This is a genomic window from Modicisalibacter coralii (assembly GCF_004117855.1).
GTDB classification, from domain to species: Bacteria; Pseudomonadota; Gammaproteobacteria; order Pseudomonadales; family Halomonadaceae; genus Modicisalibacter; species Modicisalibacter coralii.
On record NZ_QWBW01000007.1, the window covers coordinates 104,043 to 124,716 of the forward strand.

General features: G+C 67.5%; 15 protein-coding genes. 4 read left to right on the forward strand and 11 right to left on the reverse strand.

Annotated elements, in window-relative coordinates:
- Positions 1–87: 87 nt before the first annotated feature.
- Genes D0901_RS02545 through D0901_RS02560 form a run of 4 tightly spaced genes read right to left on the reverse strand, consistent with a single transcriptional unit; the run spans position 88 to position 5,790 of the window.
- Positions 88–1,932: a protein kinase domain-containing protein gene (locus D0901_RS02545; protein ID WP_129138721.1), complete on the reverse strand. Its 1,845-nt coding sequence runs from the start codon at positions 1,930–1,932 to the stop codon at positions 88–90.
- A gap of 19 nt (positions 1,933–1,951) precedes the next feature.
- On the reverse strand, positions 1,952–3,583 hold the full coding sequence (locus D0901_RS02550) for a dihydrolipoyllysine-residue acetyltransferase (protein WP_129138722.1): 1,632 nt from the start codon (positions 3,581–3,583) through the stop codon (positions 1,952–1,954).
- A 25-nt stretch (positions 3,584–3,608) separates the two neighbouring features.
- Entirely contained in the window at positions 3,609–4,586 is a 978-nt protein-coding gene (locus tag D0901_RS02555; protein ID WP_129138723.1) for an alpha-ketoacid dehydrogenase subunit beta, read from the reverse strand.
- The gene (locus tag D0901_RS02560) at positions 4,579–5,790 is read right to left on the reverse strand and encodes a thiamine pyrophosphate-dependent dehydrogenase E1 component subunit alpha (protein WP_129138724.1); all 1,212 of its coding nucleotides are present in this window, start codon (positions 5,788–5,790) and stop codon (positions 4,579–4,581) included. The genes D0901_RS02555 and D0901_RS02560 overlap by 8 nt, the downstream gene beginning before the upstream one ends.
- A 379-nt stretch (positions 5,791–6,169) precedes the next feature.
- Between D0901_RS02560 and D0901_RS02565 the strand changes: the two genes are divergently transcribed.
- Positions 6,170–8,104: an aconitate hydratase gene (locus D0901_RS02565; protein ID WP_129138725.1), complete on the forward strand. Its 1,935-nt coding sequence runs from the start codon at positions 6,170–6,172 to the stop codon at positions 8,102–8,104.
- Positions 8,105–8,149: 45 nt separating this feature from the next.
- Here D0901_RS02565 and D0901_RS02570 read toward each other — a convergent pair whose 3' ends face one another.
- The 6 genes from D0901_RS02570 to topA all read right to left on the reverse strand — a co-directional run bounded on the left by D0901_RS02570 (position 8,150) and on the right by topA (position 14,278).
- Positions 8,150–8,632, reverse strand: coding sequence for a LabA-like NYN domain-containing protein (locus tag D0901_RS02570; protein ID WP_129138726.1), 483 nt, complete (start codon positions 8,630–8,632; stop codon positions 8,150–8,152).
- 21 nt (positions 8,633–8,653) lie between these two features.
- Entirely contained in the window at positions 8,654–9,490 is an 837-nt protein-coding gene (locus D0901_RS02575) for a transglutaminase-like domain-containing protein (protein WP_129138727.1), read from the reverse strand.
- A gap of 127 nt (positions 9,491–9,617) precedes the next feature.
- Positions 9,618–10,727 (reverse strand): cobalamin-independent methionine synthase II family protein, encoded by a 1,110-nt coding sequence (locus D0901_RS02580; RefSeq protein WP_203234778.1) that lies wholly within the window; start codon positions 10,725–10,727, stop codon positions 9,618–9,620.
- A gap of 112 nt (positions 10,728–10,839) precedes the next feature.
- Entirely contained in the window at positions 10,840–11,142 is a 303-nt protein-coding gene (locus D0901_RS02585) for a hypothetical protein (RefSeq protein WP_224419675.1), read from the reverse strand.
- 47 nt (positions 11,143–11,189) lie between these two features.
- A complete protein-coding gene (locus D0901_RS02590) occupies positions 11,190–11,648 on the reverse strand; it encodes a DUF6586 family protein (protein ID WP_129138728.1) in 459 nt (152 codons plus the stop codon).
- A complete protein-coding gene (topA, locus tag D0901_RS02595; protein WP_129138729.1) occupies positions 11,645–14,278 on the reverse strand; it encodes a type I DNA topoisomerase in 2,634 nt (877 codons plus the stop codon). The genes D0901_RS02590 and topA overlap by 4 nt, the downstream gene beginning before the upstream one ends.
- Positions 14,279–14,656: 378 nt before the next feature.
- Here topA and lipA point away from each other — a divergent pair, with 378 nt between their 5' ends.
- The 3 genes from lipA to D0901_RS02610 all read left to right on the forward strand — a co-directional run bounded on the left by lipA (position 14,657) and on the right by D0901_RS02610 (position 18,023).
- Complete coding sequence (gene lipA / locus D0901_RS02600) at positions 14,657–15,718, forward strand: lipoyl synthase (RefSeq protein ID WP_129138730.1); 1,062 nt, start codon at positions 14,657–14,659, stop codon at positions 15,716–15,718.
- A 356-nt stretch (positions 15,719–16,074) separates the two neighbouring features.
- Positions 16,075–17,547 (forward strand): pyruvate kinase, encoded by a 1,473-nt coding sequence (pyk, locus tag D0901_RS02605; protein ID WP_129138731.1) that lies wholly within the window; start codon positions 16,075–16,077, stop codon positions 17,545–17,547.
- The gene (locus D0901_RS02610) at positions 17,544–18,023 is read left to right on the forward strand and encodes a methylglyoxal synthase (protein WP_129138732.1); all 480 of its coding nucleotides are present in this window, start codon (positions 17,544–17,546) and stop codon (positions 18,021–18,023) included. The genes pyk and D0901_RS02610 overlap by 4 nt, the downstream gene beginning before the upstream one ends.
- Before the next feature lie 110 nt (positions 18,024–18,133).
- Here the strand turns inward: D0901_RS02610 and D0901_RS02615 are convergent, their stop codons facing one another.
- Positions 18,134–20,644 carry a DUF3141 domain-containing protein gene (locus D0901_RS02615; protein WP_129138733.1) on the reverse strand — a complete coding sequence of 837 codons (2,511 nt, stop codon included), beginning with the start codon at positions 20,642–20,644 and terminating at the stop codon, positions 18,134–18,136.
- Between the last annotated feature and the right edge of the window lie 30 nt (positions 20,645–20,674).

Below are 20,674 nucleotides of genomic sequence, written 5' to 3' on the forward strand. Positions count from 1 at the left end.
CGGTGACGGCGTCGGATGTCGTCCGATGCCGCCACGGTAACCCCCTAAGCACGCTTTGTATTTAATATAGGTTAAATCGACAACGACTCAGGTATCGCGCTGTCGCGCCTGCCCTTCACCCCGCGGGTCCCGGGGATAGAACCGCGCCGGCAGTTGCTCGATGTGCGAAAACACCTTGGTGTCCTTGTAGGGCATCTTCATGTAACCGGACACCCCCAGTCCGCGGATCAACGGCACCGCGGCGAGCATGGCGTCGAGACAGGCCCGGAATTGCGCCTCGCGTGGCGGGTCGAGCAAGCGGTAATAGCTGTGGATCTTGAGGTGGTTCGGCAACGCCTCGAAGATGATCAGGCCGGTGTGGTGGATCGCGTTGAGTGCTTCCAGCTGCTGCATGATCGCCTCGGGGAGCTGCAGGAACTCCTCGGGATCCGGGCCGTCCTCGAAGTAGGAGTGAATGCGGGTGCGATCCTCGAGATCGGGCGCGGCACTCACCTCGTAGGGCAGCGTCATGTCCGGCCCGGGATGAAACGGCTCGTCGGGCCCCGCGCGGTCGATGTGCAGGGTATCGCGGGCATTGAACAGGCAGCTCTTGAACACGCCGCGGCGGTAGATCGCCCGCGCCAGGGTCACCATGTTGTTGACCGCGGCGATGAAGGCCGTGCGGCGCGACAGGTCGTGCAGGTTGAGCACGCTGTCGATGTAGACCCCATCGCTTTCCCAGCGTACCGCCAGCCCGCCCACCACCGGATAACGACCGAGGCGGCTGACCGCGGCGAGAAAGGCCTTCTCGGTCTCGCCCATGCCCTGCATGAAGTTCTTGTAGTAGCGATCGAGCTGGACGTCGTTGACCGCGCTGAGGGTGTCGGTGGCGGCCGCCGCCTCGCGCAGGAACGACTTGCGCGAGCTGTAGACCACGGTATCGATCTCGCGCCGGCTGGGCCGCACCCAGACCGGCACCAGCGCCGGCTCGGGCGGCTCCGGCAGATCGAGCATCACCAGCCGCGACAGACGCGGCATCTCGGCGAGGAAATAGTCACCGGCCCGACGGCGACGCTGCGGGTCGTCATCGAGCATGCCGTCGAGCACCCGGGCGAACTCGACCGGCAGGCCCAGCGCGGTGGCGGGTATCGCCCGATGGCCGAAACGACACGACTGCGCCGAGGCCAGCGCGTAGAGCGTGCCGGCCGCGCCCTGCTCGTCGAAGCGCGGCGACGACAGCCCGCCGCCCAGTTGCTCCTCGCCGATGAAATAGACGTCGCCCAGCCGGGCATTGGTGTGCTGCAGGTCGTCGGACATCAGCTCCATGACGCTGGTCGAGATGAACTGGCCGTTGGCGTCGAGCTGGGCGAACACCGACGAGCCCCAGTCGATCAGCGCCACGGTCTCGCTGCGCGGATCGAAGACCAGGTTGGAGGGCTTGATGTCGCCATGCACGATCGGCTTGCCGTGGGGGCCGGATTCGCGACGCAGGCCGCGCAGGATGTCGGCGATCTGGGCGGCGATGCGCACCACCAGCCGCGGCGGCAGACGACCGTGGCGCAGCGAATACTCCTCGAGGTTGATGCCCGGCGCGCGTTCCATGACCAGGATCGACTGCCGGCGAATGCGCTGGAAGGCGACCAGCCGGGGAACCCGCGGGTGATCGACCTGCTCGAGCATGAACGCCTCTTCCTCCAGGCGATCCTGAAGGTGCTGCGGCAGGGTAATCCGCGAGAACTTGAAGACGTGATGCGTCTCATGCGCCGAGACACCGGCGAAGACGAAGCCGTAGGCCCCCTTGCCGACCAGTTCGATGTCGCGATAGCCGAGCTGCTCGAGCTGGGTGCGGCACAGCGCGACCCAGTCCTTGAGCTTGCGGGCGTCGTCGTGACTGAGCAGGTAGATCGACTGCTCTTCGGGGATGTAGAACTGTTCGAGCGTATCCCGGGCCATGCCGCCCTCTATCTTGCGTTCACGTCATGTCGAGCAGCATCGTCTGCGGTGCCTCGAGGTACTCCTTCCAGCGATTGCAGAAGCGCGAGATGGTGCCGCCGTCGATGATCCGGTGGTCGCCCGACCAGGTGATGGTCATGATCGACCGCGACACCACCTTGCCGTCGGCATCGAAGCGCGGCAGGGTCTGGACCCGCCCCAGGGCGACGATCGCCACCTCCGGCGGGTTGATGATCGGCGCCGCATAGGTGCCGCCCAGCGCGCCGATGTTGGAGATGCTGATGGTGCCACCCTGCAGGTCGGCCTGACTCACCCGCCCCTCGCGGGCGGCCTCGGTCAGCCGCGCCACCTCGTCGGCGATCTCGCGGATGCTCAACCGCTCGACGCGCTTGACGTTGGGCACCAGCAGCCCCGCCCGACTATCCACCGCCATGCCCACGTTGCAGTGCGGCTGGTAGTGGATCTCGCTGCCGTCGTCGCTGATTCGACTGTTGAGGATCGGATAGGCCGTCACCGCCAGCCCCAGCGCCTTCATGATCAACGGCATCAGCGTCAGCCGGGTACCGTCGCGCTCGGCCATCGGCTTGAGCCGTTCGCGCAGCGCCAGCAGCTCGGTGACATCGATCTCGTCGCCGTAGCTGAAATGGGGGATGGTCGACGCCGCCTCGCTCATGCGCCGGGCCATCGCCGCACGCACCCCGCGGATCGGCTCGACGCGGACCTCACCCTGCTCGGCCCGCTCGGTCGTGGCGGTTGCCTCGCTGGATCCGGCCGGTGCCGGGGTTTCGTCGCGCCGCGACTTGTCGAAGGCGAGGATGTCCTCCTTGAGCACCCGGCCGTGCTTGCCGGAGCCCGGCACGTCCTCGAGCCGCACGCCGAGTTCGCGCACCAGGCGTCGCACCGCCGGGCTCGCCGGAATCCGCCCGTGGGGCCCCTTGCCCGTACCGGCGGCGCGCTCGGCCCCAGGCGACGCCTCGCTCGGGGCGCGGCCCGCCGGCGCGTGTCGCGCCGGTGTCGAGGGACGCTCGACCCGCCCGTCACGCGGCACGTAGGCGAACAGCGGCGAATGCACGCGGGCATTCTCCCGCGGCTGGTGGTAGAGCCGCGTGACGCGCCCCGCCCTGGGCGCGGTGATCTCGACCAGCGCCTTGTCGGTCATCACGTCGACCACCGGCTGGTCTTCTTCGATCTCGTCACCCTCGCGGATGCGCCACTCGACGACCTCGCACTCGACGATGCCCTCGCCGATGTCCGGCAGGATGAAATCCTCGCTCGCCGCCGCCTCGTCCGCGGAACCGGGCGGGTCCTGCGTGGCGTCGCTCGATACGTCGGATGCGCCCGTCGCGCTCGGCGCTTCATCGGCCCGACTCGCCGCCTGGTCGGCCGGCGAAGTCGCCTCGTCGGGCGAGGCGCTTTCCAGCGGCTCGACGGCGAACAGCGGAGCATGCACGCGGGCGGTCTCGCCCTCGCGATGGTAGAGCCGGGTCACACGCCCCGCGTGAGGGGCGGGAATCTCGACCAGCGCCTTGTCGGTCATCACCTCGGCGACCGGCTGGTCCTCCTCGATGGTGTCGCCTTCCTGGATCAGCCACTTGACCAGCTCGCACTCGACGATGCCTTCGCCGATGTCCGGCAGAATGAAATCACTCATGTCCTGTCTCTCCCGAACGCGCCGCTCAGTAATCGATGGTGGCCTTGATCGCCTCGAAGATCTTCAGATGATCCGGCAGGTACTCCTTTTCCAGCGTCAGCGGAAACGGCGTGTCCAGGCCGGTCACCCGGGCGATGGGCGACTCCAGGTAGAGAAAGCAGCGGCTCTGGATGGTGGCGGCGATCTCGGCGGCGAAACCACCGGTCAGCGGCGCCTCGTGGCTGATCACCAGCCGCCCGGTCTTGAGCACCGACTCAGCCACCGTCTCGACATCCCAGGGCAGGATGCTGCGCAGGTCGATGATCTCGCAGGAGATGCCCGCCTTTTCCGCGAGCTCCGCCGCCTTGCCGAGCACCTCCATCTGCGCGCCCCAGGCGAGCAGGGTGATGTCCGAGCCCGCCTGGGTGATTTCCGCCTCGCCCAGCGGCAGCTCGTAGTCCTCGTCGGGCACCTCGCCCACGGCGGCGCGGTACAGCCGCTTGGGCTCGAGAAACAGCACCGGGTTGGGATCGCGTATCGACGCCAGCAACAGCCCCTTAGCCTGGTGCGGGTTGCGCGGTACCACGACCTTGAGCCCCGGGGTATGGGCGAAATAGGCTTCCGGCGACTGGGAATGGTAGTGGCCACCGGCGATACCGCCGCCGTAGGGCGTGCGGATGGTCAGGCCGCCGACGTCGAACAGGTTGCCCGAGCGATAGCGGAACTTGGCGGTCTCGTTGACGATCTGGTCGAAGGCCGGAAAGATGTAGTCGGCGAACTGGATCTCCGCCACCGGCACCGAGCCCTGCGCCGCCAGGCCGTTGGCGAAGCCGATGATACCCTGCTCGACCAGCGGGGTGTTGAAGCAGCGATCGCGACCGTACTTTTCCTGCAGATGACTGGTGGCGCGGAACACCCCGCCGAACACGCCGACATCCTCACCGAAGCAGATCACCTTGTCGTCGGCGGCCATCGCCGTGTCCAGGGCGCTGTTGATGGCCTGCAATAGGTTCATCTCAGCCATGATCGCGCCCTCCTGCCGCCTTGTCGTCATCCAGATAGGGGGCACTCTTGGGGTAGGCGTCCGGGTACTTGCGAACGTGGACCTCGAGATCGGCGAGCTGCTGCGCGAGGGCCGGCGTCACCCGGTCGTAGACGTCGGTGACCAGGGTCTCGAGGGCCGGCGGGCGGCGCTTCTCGGCGGCCTTCATCGCCTCGAGCACCTCGCGGCGCCGGCTCTCCTGCTCGCGCTTCTCGTCATCGTCGCTCCACCAGCCCTGCCCCTCGAGCCACAGCCGCATGCGCAGGATCGGGTCCTTGTCCCGCCAGGCTTCTTCCTCCTTGCGGCTGCGGTAACCGGAGGGGTCGTCCGAGGAGGAGTGGGCGGCGAGCCGGTAGGTCATCGCCTCGATGAGCACCGGCTGGTTGTCCTCCACCGCCAGCTTGCGGGCCTCACGGGTCGCCTGGTAGACGGCGAGGATGTCGTTGCCGTCGACACGGATCACCTTCATCCGGTAACCGAAGGCGCGCGGCGCGATACCGTCGGCCGAGAATTGCTCGTGAGCCGGCGTGGAGATGGCGTAGCCGTTGTTGCGACACAGGAAGATCACCGGCACGCGATGCACCGACGCCATGTTGAGCGCGGCATGGAAGTCGCCTTCCGAGGCCGCGCCCTCGCCGAACACGGTGATCGTGCAGTGCCCCTCGCCGGCCATCTTCTGCCCGTAGGCATAGCCGGTGGCCTGGGGGATCTGGGTGGCCAGCGGCGAGGAGATGGTCAGGTAGTTGAGCGCCTTCGAGCCGTAGTGGATCGGCATCTGACGGCCCTTGCCGTGATCGTGTTCATTGCCGAACAGCTGGTCCATGAACTCGTCGAGGCCGAAGCCGCGATAGGCCAGCGCGCCCTGCTCGCGATACTGGGCCATGATCATGTCGCCGTCGTCGAGGGCGGCGGTGCTGCCGACCACCGTCGCCTCCTCGCCGGTGGACTGCATGTAGAAGCTCAGTCGCCCCTGGCGCTGGGCCGAGAGCATGCGCTCGTCGAGCACGCGGGTGAAGAGCATGGCGCGGTAGATGCGCAGTGCCTGATCGCGGTCGAGCTCGGGCAGCCTGGCCTGCTTGTAGGGAGTGCCGTCCTGCTTGAGCAGCTTGAAGACGGGGATGCGGAACTCGTCGCCGTTCATGAACGACGGCTTGTGAACGATGGCAGTCTTGTTGGTTTGACTCATCTGGCGTTCCTTGTCTCGTCCCGGATCACGGGGTGAGCGATGCGCCGCGACGCACCGGCGGGAAGCGGCCACCTCGTGAGCGGCCGTCCGGGGAACGGATCACTGCCCCGGCCGGCGATCACGGCGCGTGCGGCGATCCCTCCCCGTCAATGTAGCCGGCCACGACGTCGAGGGTGGGACATCACGACCGCACGCCACGGGCCGGCTTTCAACGCTCGGCCTGCGCCATGGCTAATATTGACGTTTACGTAACATAGAACATGCGGAACCCCGAGTCAGCCACCCGGGCATGCAACGTTAGTCGACTCGGTCAGGTTTTCTACACTGGGGGTAGCGAACGTGACAGGACGCAGGAAGGACCCGCAAAAGGAGAAACATCATGGCCATGAACGTGGCGCAGAAACTGATCGACGCGCACCTGGCGCAGGGACGCATGCATCCCGGTGAGCCGATCGCCCTGACCATCGACCAGACGCTGACCCAGGACGCGACCGGCACGATGGTGATGCTGGAACTCGAGGCGATGGGACTCGACCGGGTCAAGACCGAGGTCTCGGCCCAGTACGTCGATCACAACCTGATTCAGGAGGACAACAAGAACCCCGACGATCACCGCTTTCTGCAGAGCGCCGCCGCGCGCCTCGGGGTGTGGTTCTCCCGGGCCGGCAACGGGGTCAGCCATCCCACCCACCAGCAGCACTTCGGCAAGCCCGGCAAGACCCTGCTCGGTTCCGACAGCCACACTCCCGCCGCCGGCTCGATGGGCATGCTGGCGATCGGCGCCGGCGGTATCGACGTGGCGATGGCCATGGCCGGCGAACCCTTTCACCTCAAGATGCCCGAGATCTGGGGCGTCAAGCTGACCAATGCGCTGCCCGACTGGGTCAGCGCCAAGGACGTGATCCTCGAGATGCTGCGCCGCCATGGCGTCGACGGCGGTACCGGGCGCATCATCGAATACTATGGCCCGGGGCTCGCCAGCCTGTCGGCCATGGACCGCCACGTGATCGCCAACATGGGCGCCGAACTGGGCGCCACCACCAGCGTGTTTCCCGCCGACGAGGCGGTGAGAGACTTCCTCGAGTCGGTGGGCCGCCGCGACGACTTCTCGCCGCTCGAGGCCGACGAGGGCGCTGACTACGACGTGCACGAGACCATCGACCTGGCCAACGTCGTGCCGCTGATCGCCAGGCCCTCGAGCCCGGGCAACGTGGTGCCGGTACGCGAGGTCGCCGGCGAGGAACTGACCCAGGCCTATATCGGCTCCTCCGCCAATCCCGGTTATCGCGACTTCGCCATCGCCGCGGAGATGGTCAAGGGCCGCCAGGTCAGCGACTGGGTGTCGTTCGACGTCAACCCCACCTCGCGCTCGATCCTCGAGACCCTGACCCGCGACGGTCACGTACTCAGCCTGCTGGGCGCCGGCGCCCGTCTCCACCAGGCCGGCTGCAACGGCTGCATCGGCATGGGCCAGGCCCCGGCCAACGACACCAACAGTCTGCGTACCGTGCCGCGCAACTTTCCCGGCCGTTCCGGCACCCGCGAGGACCGGGTCTTCCTGTGCAGCCCGGAGACCGCCACCGCCTCGGCGCTCAGGGGCAAGATCACCGACCCCCGCGATCTCGATTTCGACGTCCCCCGGGTCGGCAACCCGAGCGATCCGATCGTCGACACCCGCAACCTGATGCCGCCCCTGCCGCAATCGGAGTCCTCGCGGGTCCAGTTGATCAAGGGGCCCAATATCGCCTCGCTGCCCGAATTCGAGCCGATCGGTGACGACCTCGAACTGACCATCCTGCTCAAGATGGCCGACGATATCTCCACCGACGAGATCATGCCCGCCGGCAACGAGGTGCTGCCCTATCGCAGCAACATCCCGCGGATCGCGGACTTCTGTTTCGGGCCCGTCGACGCGGATTACGTCGGGCATGCCCACGACAGCGGCGACCATGCCGTGATCGCCGGGCGCAACTACGGCCAGGGCTCGAGCCGCGAACATGCCGCCATCGCGCCGCGCTATCTGGGCCTGCGCGTGGTGGTGGCCAAGGGTTTCGCACGCATCCACTGGCAGAATCTGGTCAACTTCGGCGTGCTGCCGCTGCGCTTCGACAGCGACGCGGACTACGACGCGCTGGAAGCCGGCCAGACGCTGCGCTTGTCGGGGCTGCACCAGGCGCTCGAGGACGGCGATACTGTGACCGCCGAGACGCCCCAGGGCGCGGTCACCCTGCGCCACGACCTGACCCCGCGGCAGGTCGAGGTGCTGCTCGAGGGCGGGTTGATCAACTGGATGAAACGCCACCGCGATGGCTGATCGGCCGGCGTCCCGGCGGCCGGCGATCCGGCGGTCAGCGTGCCGTCAGGAAGGCGTCAGCAGCAGGGACTCGTCGATGGCGATGAAGGCCGAGGCCGAACATCTCAGGGCCTCGGCGGTGAGGGCTTTCACGCCGTAGACCTCGACCGGGATGGCGAAACGTTCGCGCAGGCGCTCCGCCAGCAGCGCGAAATCGCCATCCCCCGAGACCAGTACCAGGCGCTCGATCCCGGGGGCGAGCTCGACGGCGTCGAGGGTGATCCCCACGTCCCAGTCGCCCTTGGCGGAACCGTCACGCCGCTGTATGAACGGCTTGAGCTTCACCGTGAAGCCGATCCCGCGGAGAATCTCCTGGAAGCGGCGCTGCTGCGCGTCGCCACGATCCACGGCGTAGGCGAACGCGGCGACGACCTCACGGCCGGCGGTGGCCCGGCGCCAGAACGCCCGGTAATCGAAATGCCGGCCGAAGGCCTGACGGGTGGTGTAGTAGACGTTCTGCACATCGACCAGGATCGCAACACGCTCCAAGGCTCACTCCCTCTCGTGGGGTCAGGACCGGCCGTGCGCCAGGGGCGACACGCCGTCGTCTTCATGGGTCCAGACCCGAAACGATACCAGGCTGTTGGGCCCGAAGGTGTTGGCGATCGGCACATCGGCGGCATCCCGCCCGTAGGCGATCAGGATACGTCCGACCCGGCGGTCGTTGTTGCGCGGGTCGAAGGTGTACCAGCCGCCGTCGAGGTAGGCCTCGAACCAGGCATGGAAGTCCATCGGGGCGTGTGGCGGGGGGATGTCGATGTCGCTGAGATAGCCGGTGCAATAGCGTGCCGGGATGTTCATCGCCCGGCAGAAGGCCACCGCCAGATGGGCGAAGTCGCGACACACGCCGCCGCGCTCGTGATAGACCTCCCAGGCCGACTTGGTCGCCCGGGCATACGGGTAGCCGAAGCTGATGTGCTGGTGCACGAAGTCGCAGATGGCCTGCACGCGCTGCCAGCCGGTGGGGCCGTTGCCGAACAGCTGCCAGGCGATGTCGGAGAGCCGATCGGTCTCGCAGTAGCGGCTGCCGATCAGGTAGAGCAGGGTCTCGGCCGGCAGCCGTTCCACGGGCAATTGCGGCGCCTGGGTATCCACCCGATCGGGCTGGCCGGGGTCGTCGATCACCGCATCGGTGGCGATCACGGTGCGTCCCGGCGGCGCCACCAGCCGCACGCACCAGTTGCCGAACGAGTCGCGGTAGGGCTCGCTGGGCAACGGCGGCAGCGTGACCAGATAATCCGGCGCCACCAGATCCGAGGCCCGCGAATAGTGCACGTGGGTCATCACGATCATCGGCACCGCCTGCGGGCACTCGTAGACGATCTCGTAGCCGATCCTCAGCCGCATCCTCGCGCCCTCCTGCGCCGTCCCAGAGCTAGAGCGTAGTCGCTGGAGGGAGCGAGAGCGCGATCTTTCGTCGCCCCGCAGGCCGGATCTAGGCGTGGCCCCGCACCGCGAGGCCGGGTGACGGCCGTCAGGCGTCGGGCCAGACGTCCCGGGCGATCTCCACCACCCGAGCCAGCTTGGCCCACTGCTCGTCCTCGCTGAGGCGGTTGCCCTCCTCGGTGGAGGCGAAACCGCATTGCGGGCTCAGGCAGAGCTGGTCCCGGGCGACGAAGCGCTGTGCCTCCTCGATGCGCCGCTCGATCGCCTCCGCCGGCTCCAGCTCGCCGCTCTTGGTGGTGATCAGCCCCAGCACCGCCTGCTTGTGGCCCTCCGGCAGAAAGCGCAGTGGCTCGAAACCGCCGGCCCGGTCGGTGTCGTACTCGAGGAAGTAGGCATCGACGTCGACCCCGCCCAGCAGCGTCTCGGCGACCGGCTCGTAGCCGCCCTCGCTGATCCAGGTCGAGCGGAAGTTGCCGCGGCAGACGTGCAGGCTGACATGCAGATCGTCGGGCCGTCCGGCCAGGGCGTGGTTGAGCACCTCGGCATAGATCGACTGCAGCCGCGACGGGTCGTCGCCACGCTCGCGCACCGCTTCCAGCTGCTCGGCGGAACACAGATAGGCCCAGACGGTGTCGTCGAGCTGCAGGTAGCGGCAACCGGCGGCGTGGAAGGCGCGCACGGCATCGCGATAGGTGTCGGCCAGATCGGCGAAGAAGCCGTCGAGGCTCGGATAGACGCTGGTATCGATGTTGCGCCGCCCGCCGCGGAAGTGCAGCACGCTGGGGCTGGGAATGGTCATCTTGGCGGTCGCCGAGGAGACCGTGTCGGCCAGGAAGCGGAAATGATCGAGCATCGGATGGTCGGCCGGGAAGCCGAGCTTGTCGGTCACCCGCACGCTGCGCGCCTGGGTGGTCACGCCCTGGAACTGGATGCCCTGCTCGGCCTGGTAGCCCTCGACGCCGTCGAGCCGCTCGAGGAAGTCGAAATGCCACCAGGCGCGTCGAAATTCGCCGTCGGTAACGGCCTTCAGGCCCAGTGACTCCTGACGCGCGACGACCCGGCGGATCTCCTCGTTCTCGACGTCACGCAGTGTCCCGGCGTCGATGCTGCCGTCATGGAAGCGCGCGCGCGCCTGCTTGAGGGAGTCGCTGCGCAACAGGCTGCCGACGGTGTCGGCACGGAAGGGAGGCATCGGCATGGTACGGCTCCATCGTTCGAGTGTGGAGCGCACTATGCCGAGCGAATGATGAGTTGGCTAACGGAGACTTTTCAGGATGATCATGAAAGCGGCTCATGATGGCCGGTGAACGTCAGTGGACGGTTCCCGGCTTCACGACCTCCTCGTCACTGGCATCCCCCTCCCAGAGCCGGGTCCGGGTGATCGCGTGATCGATCATCTCGCGGGCCACGTCGAAGCGACTCTGGCGCAGCAGATCGGCCGCCTCGTCGGAGAAGCGGATGCTCAGCAAGGGTTCGCCGTCGCCCTCGGCGGGCCGCAGAATGACTTCGCCATCGGCGAGTTCGACGATTTCCAGCACAGCGGTTTCTGACACGGTCACCTCGCTACGGTCTTGTGCCACGGCAACAAAAAACGACCACAGCGCATGGGCCATGGTCGTCGTTCTCATGCCGTCAGCTTATCACTTACGCCGCTCGGGCGTCACCATTCGAAACTGGTTTCACGCAGCGCCGTCAATTCGGCCTTGAAGGCCCGCAGGAATCCGCGCAACTCGTCGCCCAGCGCAATCCGGTCGGCGGCGACGATCAGCGATTCGCTACGCTCGCGGCGCGCCACGCCATCCACCCCGGCCAGGGCGTCGAGCCGCTGGCAGAGCCCCGCCAGCCAGCTTTCCGGGTCCTCGCGCAGGGCGCGCAGGCGGCGCAACTCGGCCACCCCCTCGGCCTGGGGGCCGAGCAGCTCACGCCAGTCGTGGCGTGCCAGCGCCGCGTGCTCGGTGAGTTCGCGCAGCGTGGCATCCAGCGCCAGGCCCAGCGTGGCCAGGGCGCCCTCTTCCTGGGCCATGCGCCGCGCCACGGCGTGCTCGTCGTCGCCGACCGGCGCCTCGAGCAGCAGTTCGGCCTGGTAGAGCAACTGATTGGTGCGCCCTCGCGGGGTCATTTGCGCTTGTCCTCGATCTGCCAGCGGCCGTCCTCGAAGGTGGCCTTCCAGCCGGAGGCCTTGCCGTCCTGCTCGGTCATCACGTACTGACTCTTGGTCTTGCGCGAGAAGCGGATCTGCGCGGGACGCCCGTCGGGATCCTCGCTCGGCGCATCGAGCAGGAAGTGGTACTTCTCGGGCAGTTCCTCGGCATGCGCCTTGAGCTCGGCGACCAGCGGCGGGCGGGTCTCGCGATTCTTGGGAAACTGGCTGGCCGCCAGGAACAGCCCGCTGGCACCGTCGCGCAGTACGTAGTGATCGTCGACCTTCTGACAGGCCAGCTCCGGCATGGGAATCGGGTCCATCTTGGGCGGCGCGACCTCGCCGTTCCTGAGCAGCTTGCGGGTGTTCTTGCAGTTCTCGTTGGTACACCCGAAGTACTTGCCGAAACGCCCCGACTTCAACTGCATGTCGGCGCCGCACTTGTCGCACTCGATGGTCGGGCCTTCATAGCCCTTGATCTTGAACTTGCCGGTCTCGATCTCGTAGCCGTCGCAATCCGGGCTATTGCCGCAGATGTGCAGCTTGCGGGTCTCGTCGATCAGGTAGCTATCCATCGCCGTGCCGCATTTGGGGCAGCGGTGCTTGGCGCGCAGGGCATCGGTCTCGGCATCGTCGCCGGCGTCGGCGGCCACCGCCTCTTCACCGGGGATCAGGTCGATGGTGGTCTTGCAGCGCTCCTTGGGCGGCAGGTTGTAGCCCGAGCAGCCCAGGAACACGCCGGTGGAGGCGGTGCGAATCTGCATCTTGCGCCCGCACTTGGGACAGTCGATGTCGGTGGGCACCGGCTGGTTGGGGCGCATGCCCTGCTCGCCCTCGGCCTGCTCCAGTTCGGCGCGGAACTCGGCGTAGAAGGCATCGAGCAGCGCCTTCCAGTTGCGCTCGCCCTCGGCCACCTCGTCGAGGCTGTCCTCCATGCGCGCGGTGAAACCGTAGTCCATCAGGTCGCCGAACGACTCGACGAGACGATCGGTGACGATGTCGCCGAGCTTCTCGGCATAGAAGCGACGGTTCTCGAGCTTGACGTAGCCACGGTCCTGAATGGTCGAGATGATCGAGGCGTAGGTCGACGGCCGACCGATGCCGCGCTTCTCGAGTTCCTTGACCAGGCTCGCCTCGGTATAGCGCGCCGGCGGCTTGGTGAAGTGCTGCTGCGGATCGAGTTTCACCAGTTCCATGACCGTGCCTTCGGCCAGATCGGGCAGGGTCTGGTCCTCGTCCTTCTTGCCGGCGGGCTTCATGACCCGGGTGTAACCGTCGAACTTGAGCACCCGACCCTTGGCGCGCAGCTCATAGCCGTCGGCCTCCACGGTGAGCGTGGTCGACAGGTATTCGGCGGGCATCATCTGGCAGGCGACGAACTGACGCCAGATCAGCTCGTAGAGGCGTTCGGCGTCGCGCTCCATGCCCGCCAGATCGGCGGCGGTGCGGGTCACCTCGGAGGGGCGGATCGCCTCGTGAGCCTCCTGGGCGCCCTCCTTGCTGGAGTAACGGTTGGGCGATTCCGGCAGGTAGCGCTGCCCGAATTCGCTGCCGATGTAGTCGCGCACGCCATTCACCGCCTCCTGGGAGAGGTTGGTGGAATCGGTACGCATGTAGGTGATGTAGCCCGCCTCGTAGAGCCGCTGGGCGAGCGTCATGGTCTTCTTCACCGAGAAACCCAGCCGGCCGCTGGCGGCCTGCTGCAACGTCGAGGTGATGAACGGCGCGTTGGGCTTGGAGCGGGTCGGCTTCTCCTCGCGGGCGGTGATCGCCAGGCCGGCCTTGCTCAGCGCGGCGATACGCTCCTGGGTCTCGGCTTCGGAGGTGGGCCGGAACGGCTTGCCGTCCTGGCGCACCAGTTCGAAGCGCACGCTCTCGTCGCCACCGGCCGGCTTCAGGTCGGCATGCACGTCCCAGAACTCTTCGGGCACGAAGGCGCGGATCTCGCGTTCGCGCTCGACGATCAGGCGCACCGCCACGGACTGTACGCGCCCGGCGGAGAGCCCGCGGGCGATCTTGCTCCACAGCAGCGGCGAGAGCATGAAGCCCACCACGCGGTCCAGGAAGCGGCGCGTCTGCTGGGCCTCGACCCGCGGCATGTTGAGACTGCCCGGCTCCTTGAAGGCCTCCTGGATGGCGTTCTTGGTGATCTCGTTGAACACCACCCGCTTGTAGCGCGCGTCGTCGCCGCCGATGGTCTCGCGCAGGTGCCAGGCGATCGCCTCCCCCTCGCGGTCGAGGTCGGTGGCGAGATAGATGGCATCGGCCTTCTTGGCCAGCTTGGCCAGTTCCTCGACGACCTTCTCCTTGCCGGGCAGGATCTCGTAGTTGGCTTCCCAGCCGTTCTCCGGGTCGAGGCCCATGCGCCGGATCAGTTGGCTCCAGGCCTTGTGCTTCTTGTAAGCGGCCTTCTCGTCCGGCGACATCTTGCGGGTCGCCGCGGCCTGACGCGCGCGCTCCTTGGGATCGCTGGCATTCTTGCCGGAGCCGCTGGTCGGCAGGTCGCGAATATGGCCGACGCTCGACTTCACGATGTAGTCTTTGCCGAGGTACTTGTTGATCGTCTTGGCCTTGGCCGGCGACTCGACGATGACCAGTGACTTGCCCATAGTGCTCCACTTTTACTGGCCGCCGCCAAGCGAATGTTGACGCGGCACCTGTCCGTCGTACCGGAAGCACTGGGCTCCCGGCGGAAAAATGCGCCTACCCTACCCCAGCCACCCGTATCACGCCAGTCGCGCCGGGCGGCCCCTTGAACCTAGCCCGAGGACGACCGGATTCACAAGAGGCGAGCGACGCCGCCCCCGGCCTCGCGCGATCCAGCAACCAAGTCACCTGTCCAGTCAAGCCGACGATATGCTAAGTTATCGCCCGTACCGATAGATTCGCCATGCCCGGCGCCGGCCGTCCCGCTTTGACATCACGGGCGCCCCCTGACTGACGCGTGGGCGTGACGCATAGCCGCCGAACGGAGAGGCTCGCAGATCATGAGCAACAGGACCGCCAAACCGGTGTCCAGCGGGGAAAAGTACCGCAACGAACACGGTGCGACCGCGATCAAGGACGGCATGAAGCAGCGCAGGCAGCAGGAGGCGGACAACCCCGCCCTCGGCCGTAAGCCGAAGTGGCTGCGTGCCCAGATACCCGGTGGTGAACGCTTCGATGCCGTGAAGCGCAATGTCTCGGAACACCGGTTAAGCACCGTGTGCGCCGAATCCCACTGCCCCAACATGGGCGAATGCTGGAGCAACGGCACCGCCACCATCATGCTGATGGGCTCGGTGTGTACCCGCGCCTGCCGCTTCTGCGCCGTCGACACCGGCAACCCCAAGGGCTGGCTGGATGCCGAGGAACCCGAGAACACCGCCAAGTCCGTCGAGTTGATGGGCCTGCGCTACATCGTGCTCACCTCGGTGGATCGTGACGACCTGGCCGATGGCGGTGCCGGCCATTACGCCGACTGCATCCGCGCCATCAAGGCCCGCACGCCCGAGGTGGTGGTCGAGGCGCTGACCCCGGACTTCGACGCGGTGCCCGCCTACGTCGAACGCGTCGTCGACTCGGGCCTGGAAGTCTTCGCCCAGAACGTCGAGACCGTGGAACGTCTCACTCATCGCGTCCGCGATGCCCGCGCCGGCTACCGCAAGACCCTCGACGTGCTCGCCCACGCCAAGCGCCACCGGCCCGACATCCTCACCAAGACCAGCCTGATGCTCGGCCTCGGCGAGACCGACGAGGAGATCCTCCAGACCTTCGATGACCTGCGGGCCATCGGCGTCGACATCGTCACCCTGGGCCAGTATCTGCGCCCCACCCGCAACCACCTGCCGGTGGAACGCTGGGTGACGCCGGAGGAATTCGAGCGCTATCGCCAGCAGGGCCTCGAGAAGGGCTTCATGGAAGTGCCCTCCGGCCCCCTGGTGCGTTCCAGCTACCGGGCCGACCGGGTCTTCGAGAACAACAACCTGGGGCTGGAACTCGCCTCCCCCGCCCAGGTTCCCGGCCAGGAAGCCGATCCCAACCGGATTCCCACCCTCAACGTCAGCTGACCCGCCGGCCCGAGCGTCATCACCCTGTCACGCCGCCGGACTCTCATGGGAGAGTCCGGCGGCGTCGTTGCGTGCCGCTTGCTGCGCCGATACGCCGGCGCCGGACGCGTTCCCGTTCGGCCATCCTGTCGACAGCACACGGCAGGCCGTCCGGCTGCCGCCGGGCGGGCCTTTTCCGTGACCCGGCATTGTGCTGTACTATTATGTAGTAAAATGACTACATAAACGGATGCCACCTGCCCGGCGCCTGTCGCCCGGAAAAAAACGGTTTCCGCATTCAGGCTTTCTTGCCACCTTTATAGTCAGGCTCACGAAACGGCCAGGCTCACGAAAAGCGGCCCGCTAAGGAGATACTCATGCCGGAAGCATTGCACGGCCACGCCCCGATTCGTCGTACCAAGATCGTCGCCACGCTCGGCCCCGCCAGCGATCGCGAGGGCGTGCTCGACGCGATGATCAAGGCCGGCGTCGATGTGGTACGCCTCAACTTCTCCCACGGCTCTGCCGATGACCACCGCCGCCGCCTGGCCGCGGTGCGCGAGGCCGCCGAGCGTCACGGCCGCAGCGTTGCCGCCCTCGGCGACCTGCAGGGGCCCAAGATCCGCATCGCCCGCTTCGCCGAGGGCGCGGTGACCCTCGAGACCGGCCAGCCCTTCGTCCTCGACGTCTCGCTGGAACGCGATGCCGGTGACGCCACCCGGGTCGGCTGCGACTACAAGGCCCTCGCCGAGGACGTCGCCCCGGGCGACGTGCTGCTGCTCGACGACGGCCGCCTCGAGCTCGCGGTGGAGCGGGTCGAGCCGCCGCGGGTGCACACCACGGTGCGCGTCGGCGGCAAGCTCTCCAACAACAAGGGCATCAACAAGCAGGGCGGCGGGCTCTCCGCCGCCGCGCTCACCGACAAGGACCGCGAGGATCTCAAGACCGCCATCGACATCGGCGTCGACTATCTCGCGGTGTCCTTCCCGCGCTCGGCGGCCGACATGCAGCTCGCCCGCGAGCTGCTCGGCGAGGCCGGCGCGGAGATCGGCCTGGTGGCCAAGGTCGAGCGCGCCGAGGCGGTCGCCGACGCCGAGACCCTGGACGGCATCATCCGCGCCAGCGAGGCGGTGATGGTGGCCCGTGGCGACCTCGGCGTGGAGATCGGCGACGCCCAGTTGATCGGCGTGCAGAAGCGCCTGATCCAGCGCGCCCGCTCGCTCAACCGCGCGGTGATCACCGCCACCCAGATGATGGAGTCGATGATCGACTCGCCGCTGCCCACCCGCGCCGAGGTGTTCGACGTCGCCAACGCCGTGCTCGACGGCACCGACGCGGTGATGCTCTCCGCCGAGACCGCCGCCGGCGACTACCCGGTGGAGACCATCGAGGCGATGACCCGGCTGTGCCTGGGCGCCGAACGCGAGCGCAGCGCCCAGGAATCCAAGCACCGCATCCACGAGGGCTTCTCGCGGATCGACGAGACGGTGGCACTGTCCGCCATGTATGCCGCCAACCACCTCTCCGGGGTGGCGGCGATCGCCTGCATGACCGCTACCGGCTACACGCCGCTGATCGCCTCCCGCATCCGTTCCGGCCTGCCCATCGTCGGCCTCGCTCACAGCCCCATCGCCCAGCGGCGCATGGCGCTGTATCGCGGGGTGGTCTCGCTGCCCTTCGACACCACCGACATCCCCGCCGAGGGCCTCGACGCGCGTGCCCTGCAGGTGCTGCGCGAGCGCGGCATCGCCCAGGACGGCGATCACGTGATCCTCACCCGTGGCGATCACATGAACGCCCACGGCGGCACCAATACCCTGAAGATCCTCGATCTGGGGGCCGAGGCATGAACGCCCAGCGCCCCAGCCGCGATACCCGGCGCACCCTGCCGGGTCGCAAGCGGATTGCGCTGATCGCTCACGACGGCAAGAAGCAGGAATTGCTGGACTGGGCGGGGCACTGGCGCGAGACCCTGGCACAGCATGAGCTGCTGGGCACCGGCACCACGGCCAGGCGCGTCGCCGATGCCCTGGGCCTGCCGGTCGAAGGACTGATGAGCGGCCCTCTGGGGGGCGATCAGCAGATCGGCGCCCGCATCGCCGAGCAGCGTCTCGACCTGCTGATCTTCTTCTGGGATCCGTTCTCGCCGATGCCCCACGACCCGGACGTCAAGGCCCTGCTGCGCCTGGCCGCGCTGTGGAACGTGCCGGTCGCCTGCAACGCCGCCAGCGCCGACTTCATCATCACCTCGCCCTATCTGTCGGAAAATCACGACGTCGATGTTCCCGACGCCAGCGACTGGGTCGCCTCGCGTACCCAGCCCTGAGGGCCCGAGCCCCCTGGCGAGACGTGAAAAGGCGCCCCCGATCACTATCGGGGGCGCCTTTTTTCGCGACGAGCCATCGGATCAGCGCGGGTGGCGGACCCGCGACAGGCTCAGGAAGAGCGCTTCGGCGGCGTGCGCTTGCGACGGTTGCCGGTGGTGCGCTGGCCCGGCTCCTTGCCCGCCGCCTCGGGGTTCGTGGTGCCCTCGCTCGCCCCCGATCGCTGGGTTTCCGATGCCGCCTGACCCGCTGGCTGCGCCGCCGGTGGGGCTTCCGCGAGTGTCTCGGCCGTGTCATCGCCTGACGCTTCACCGTCCTGCGCCGTGCGCGCCCCGGACTGGCGCTTTCCGGAGGCGACCGCTTCGGCCTCGGCTTTCTCGACCTCGGCCTTGCCGGTCTCGCCACCGAGGGCCGTCACCGGAGACGCGTCGCGCACCGCCTGACGCGCCCGAAGGAACAACGTTCTGACCTTTTCCAGGCGATCCTGGGTGCGACCCGAGAGCGGCGCACTGGCTTCGACCACGTGCTCGATGTGCTGCAGCTGCGCGTCGATGGTCTCGGCACTCTCGCCTTCCAGCAGGGTCGGTAGCGCGCCGAGCGCGGCCTGCGGGTCGAGCTTGAGAATGAAGAACTGCTCGCGCACCAGCGCCTTGAACCGTTCGAGGTCGAGATTGGGCTCGACTTCGGCGCGGGTCGCCTTGAGGCGCTGGAAATTGCGCTCGTCGGTCGACGGAGCCCCGCCGAGCACGAAGATGATCGCCCGCATCACGGCATCGTGAACATCGCCCTGATCGATCCTGGCGCGCATCTCTTCGCGGCGCTGGCTGACGAAGCGACGGTGCTCCGGCTCCTGCCCGGGGCGGCGGCTCGGCACCGCGCCGCGATCGACGCCCAACCCGGCCAGGATCTGCAGCCAGGGCTGGCCATAGATCTCCATGAACGCCCACTCGGTGGCGCGGTCACGCACATCGCGATAACTGTCCAGCATGCGCACGATGTCGTCGGAGAGCATGCGTTCGGCGATCCGGAAGGGGTTGTTCTCCCCCGCCCGGGCGCGGTTGGCACGGACGTAATCGGCCATCACCGGCAACGGGACGGTCGCCGGATTGCGATCCGACAGCAGCTTGTAGCCCAGCCGGATGGGGTGCATGCGGCGAATCCAGCGTGCCGCTTCGGGGGTCATCAGGGCATGCATCCAGGGCTGCAGGTAGCGCTGGTAGAGCCCCAGGTTGATCTCCGACAGCCGCGCCACGGTGGCAAAGCGCCGCTCGTCCTCGTGCAGCGGCTGGACGATCTCGTCGACATCCTTGAGGCCCCGCGGCGTGAACTCGAGCAGGTAATCGCCGTCGACCGGCGCTGCCTCGCTGGGCGGGCGCTCGGTGACCTGCGTCTCGTAGAGACCCGGGGGCAAGATGTCGATGTAGTCCATGTTGGCGGTGAACTCGGCATGCTCCTTGCGCGAGACGCTGCCCGACACGAAAATCCCCAGATGGCCGGTGGTATCGTGGACACAGTAGACGATGGTCTGCTCGTTGGCCTGGATGTCCTCGACGCTGTCGTAGAGGTCGGTGATCCAGCCCAGCGCCTGGGGCGGCGGCGTGATGTCATCGCCCTTGGAACAGAACACCACGATCGGCGAGCGGATGTTGCGCAGGTCGATGCGGCGCCCGTCGCGGGTCAGCAACTGGGCGGTGCTCAGGCGATTGCCGACGAACAGATTGTCGACGATGTACTGGATCTCCTCGCCGGCCAGCACCACGTGTCCGCCCCACCAGCGTTCGAATTCGAGGTAGCGATCGGCCTCGGTGTCGATGTTGGCGAACAGCCGGTACTGCTTGGTCCAGAGCGTGTTGGCCGGATTGAGCTTCTCGAAGTTCTGCACCAGCCAGGCGCCGTCGAAGTTGCCGGCCCCCAGGTCGCTGGCGAAGGCGGTGACCCAGCTGCCGCCGGTCATGCCGCCGCTGTAGCGCATCGGCGCCTTGCCGCGCTCGCCGGCCCAGTAGGACAGCGGTGCGCCGGCGATCAGGATGGGCCCGAAGCAGTCGGGCTCGAGCGCCGCCGCCATCATCAGCTGCCAGCCGGCCTGACAGTTGCCCACCACCATCGGTTTTTCGACGGTCTGGGGGTGACGCGCGATCACCTCGTGGAGGAAATGCGCCTCGGCCTCGACGACGTCCAGCACGGTCTGCCCGGGCACCGGAAACGGCAGAAAGCCGATGAAGTAGCACGGATGCCCGGCACGCAGCGCCACGCCGATCTCGCTGTCGGGCTTGAAGCCGCCGATGCCGGGCCCGTGGCCGGCACGCGGGTCGACGACCACGAAGGGCCGCCGGTCCTCGTCGATCTCGATGCCCTCGGGGGGCACGATGCGCATCAACTCGTAGTTGACCGGACGCGGCAAGTCGCGCCCGTCGACGAGCAGTTCGACCTCGAATCCCAGCACGCTGGGGCGGGTCTGCTCCATATGCTCGAGATACTGATTCCCGCGCTGGCGCATGACGTCGAGATACAGCACGCTGCGCTCGACGGTGTCGCGCCAGTAGTCGATGGCGGCCTGACCGAGCCCCAGGGGGTCCCAGAACGCCGACATCGTCCGCGCGAGAGAAGCTTGAACGGGAAGCATGAGTGGGCTCCGATGAAATTTGCTGCACTG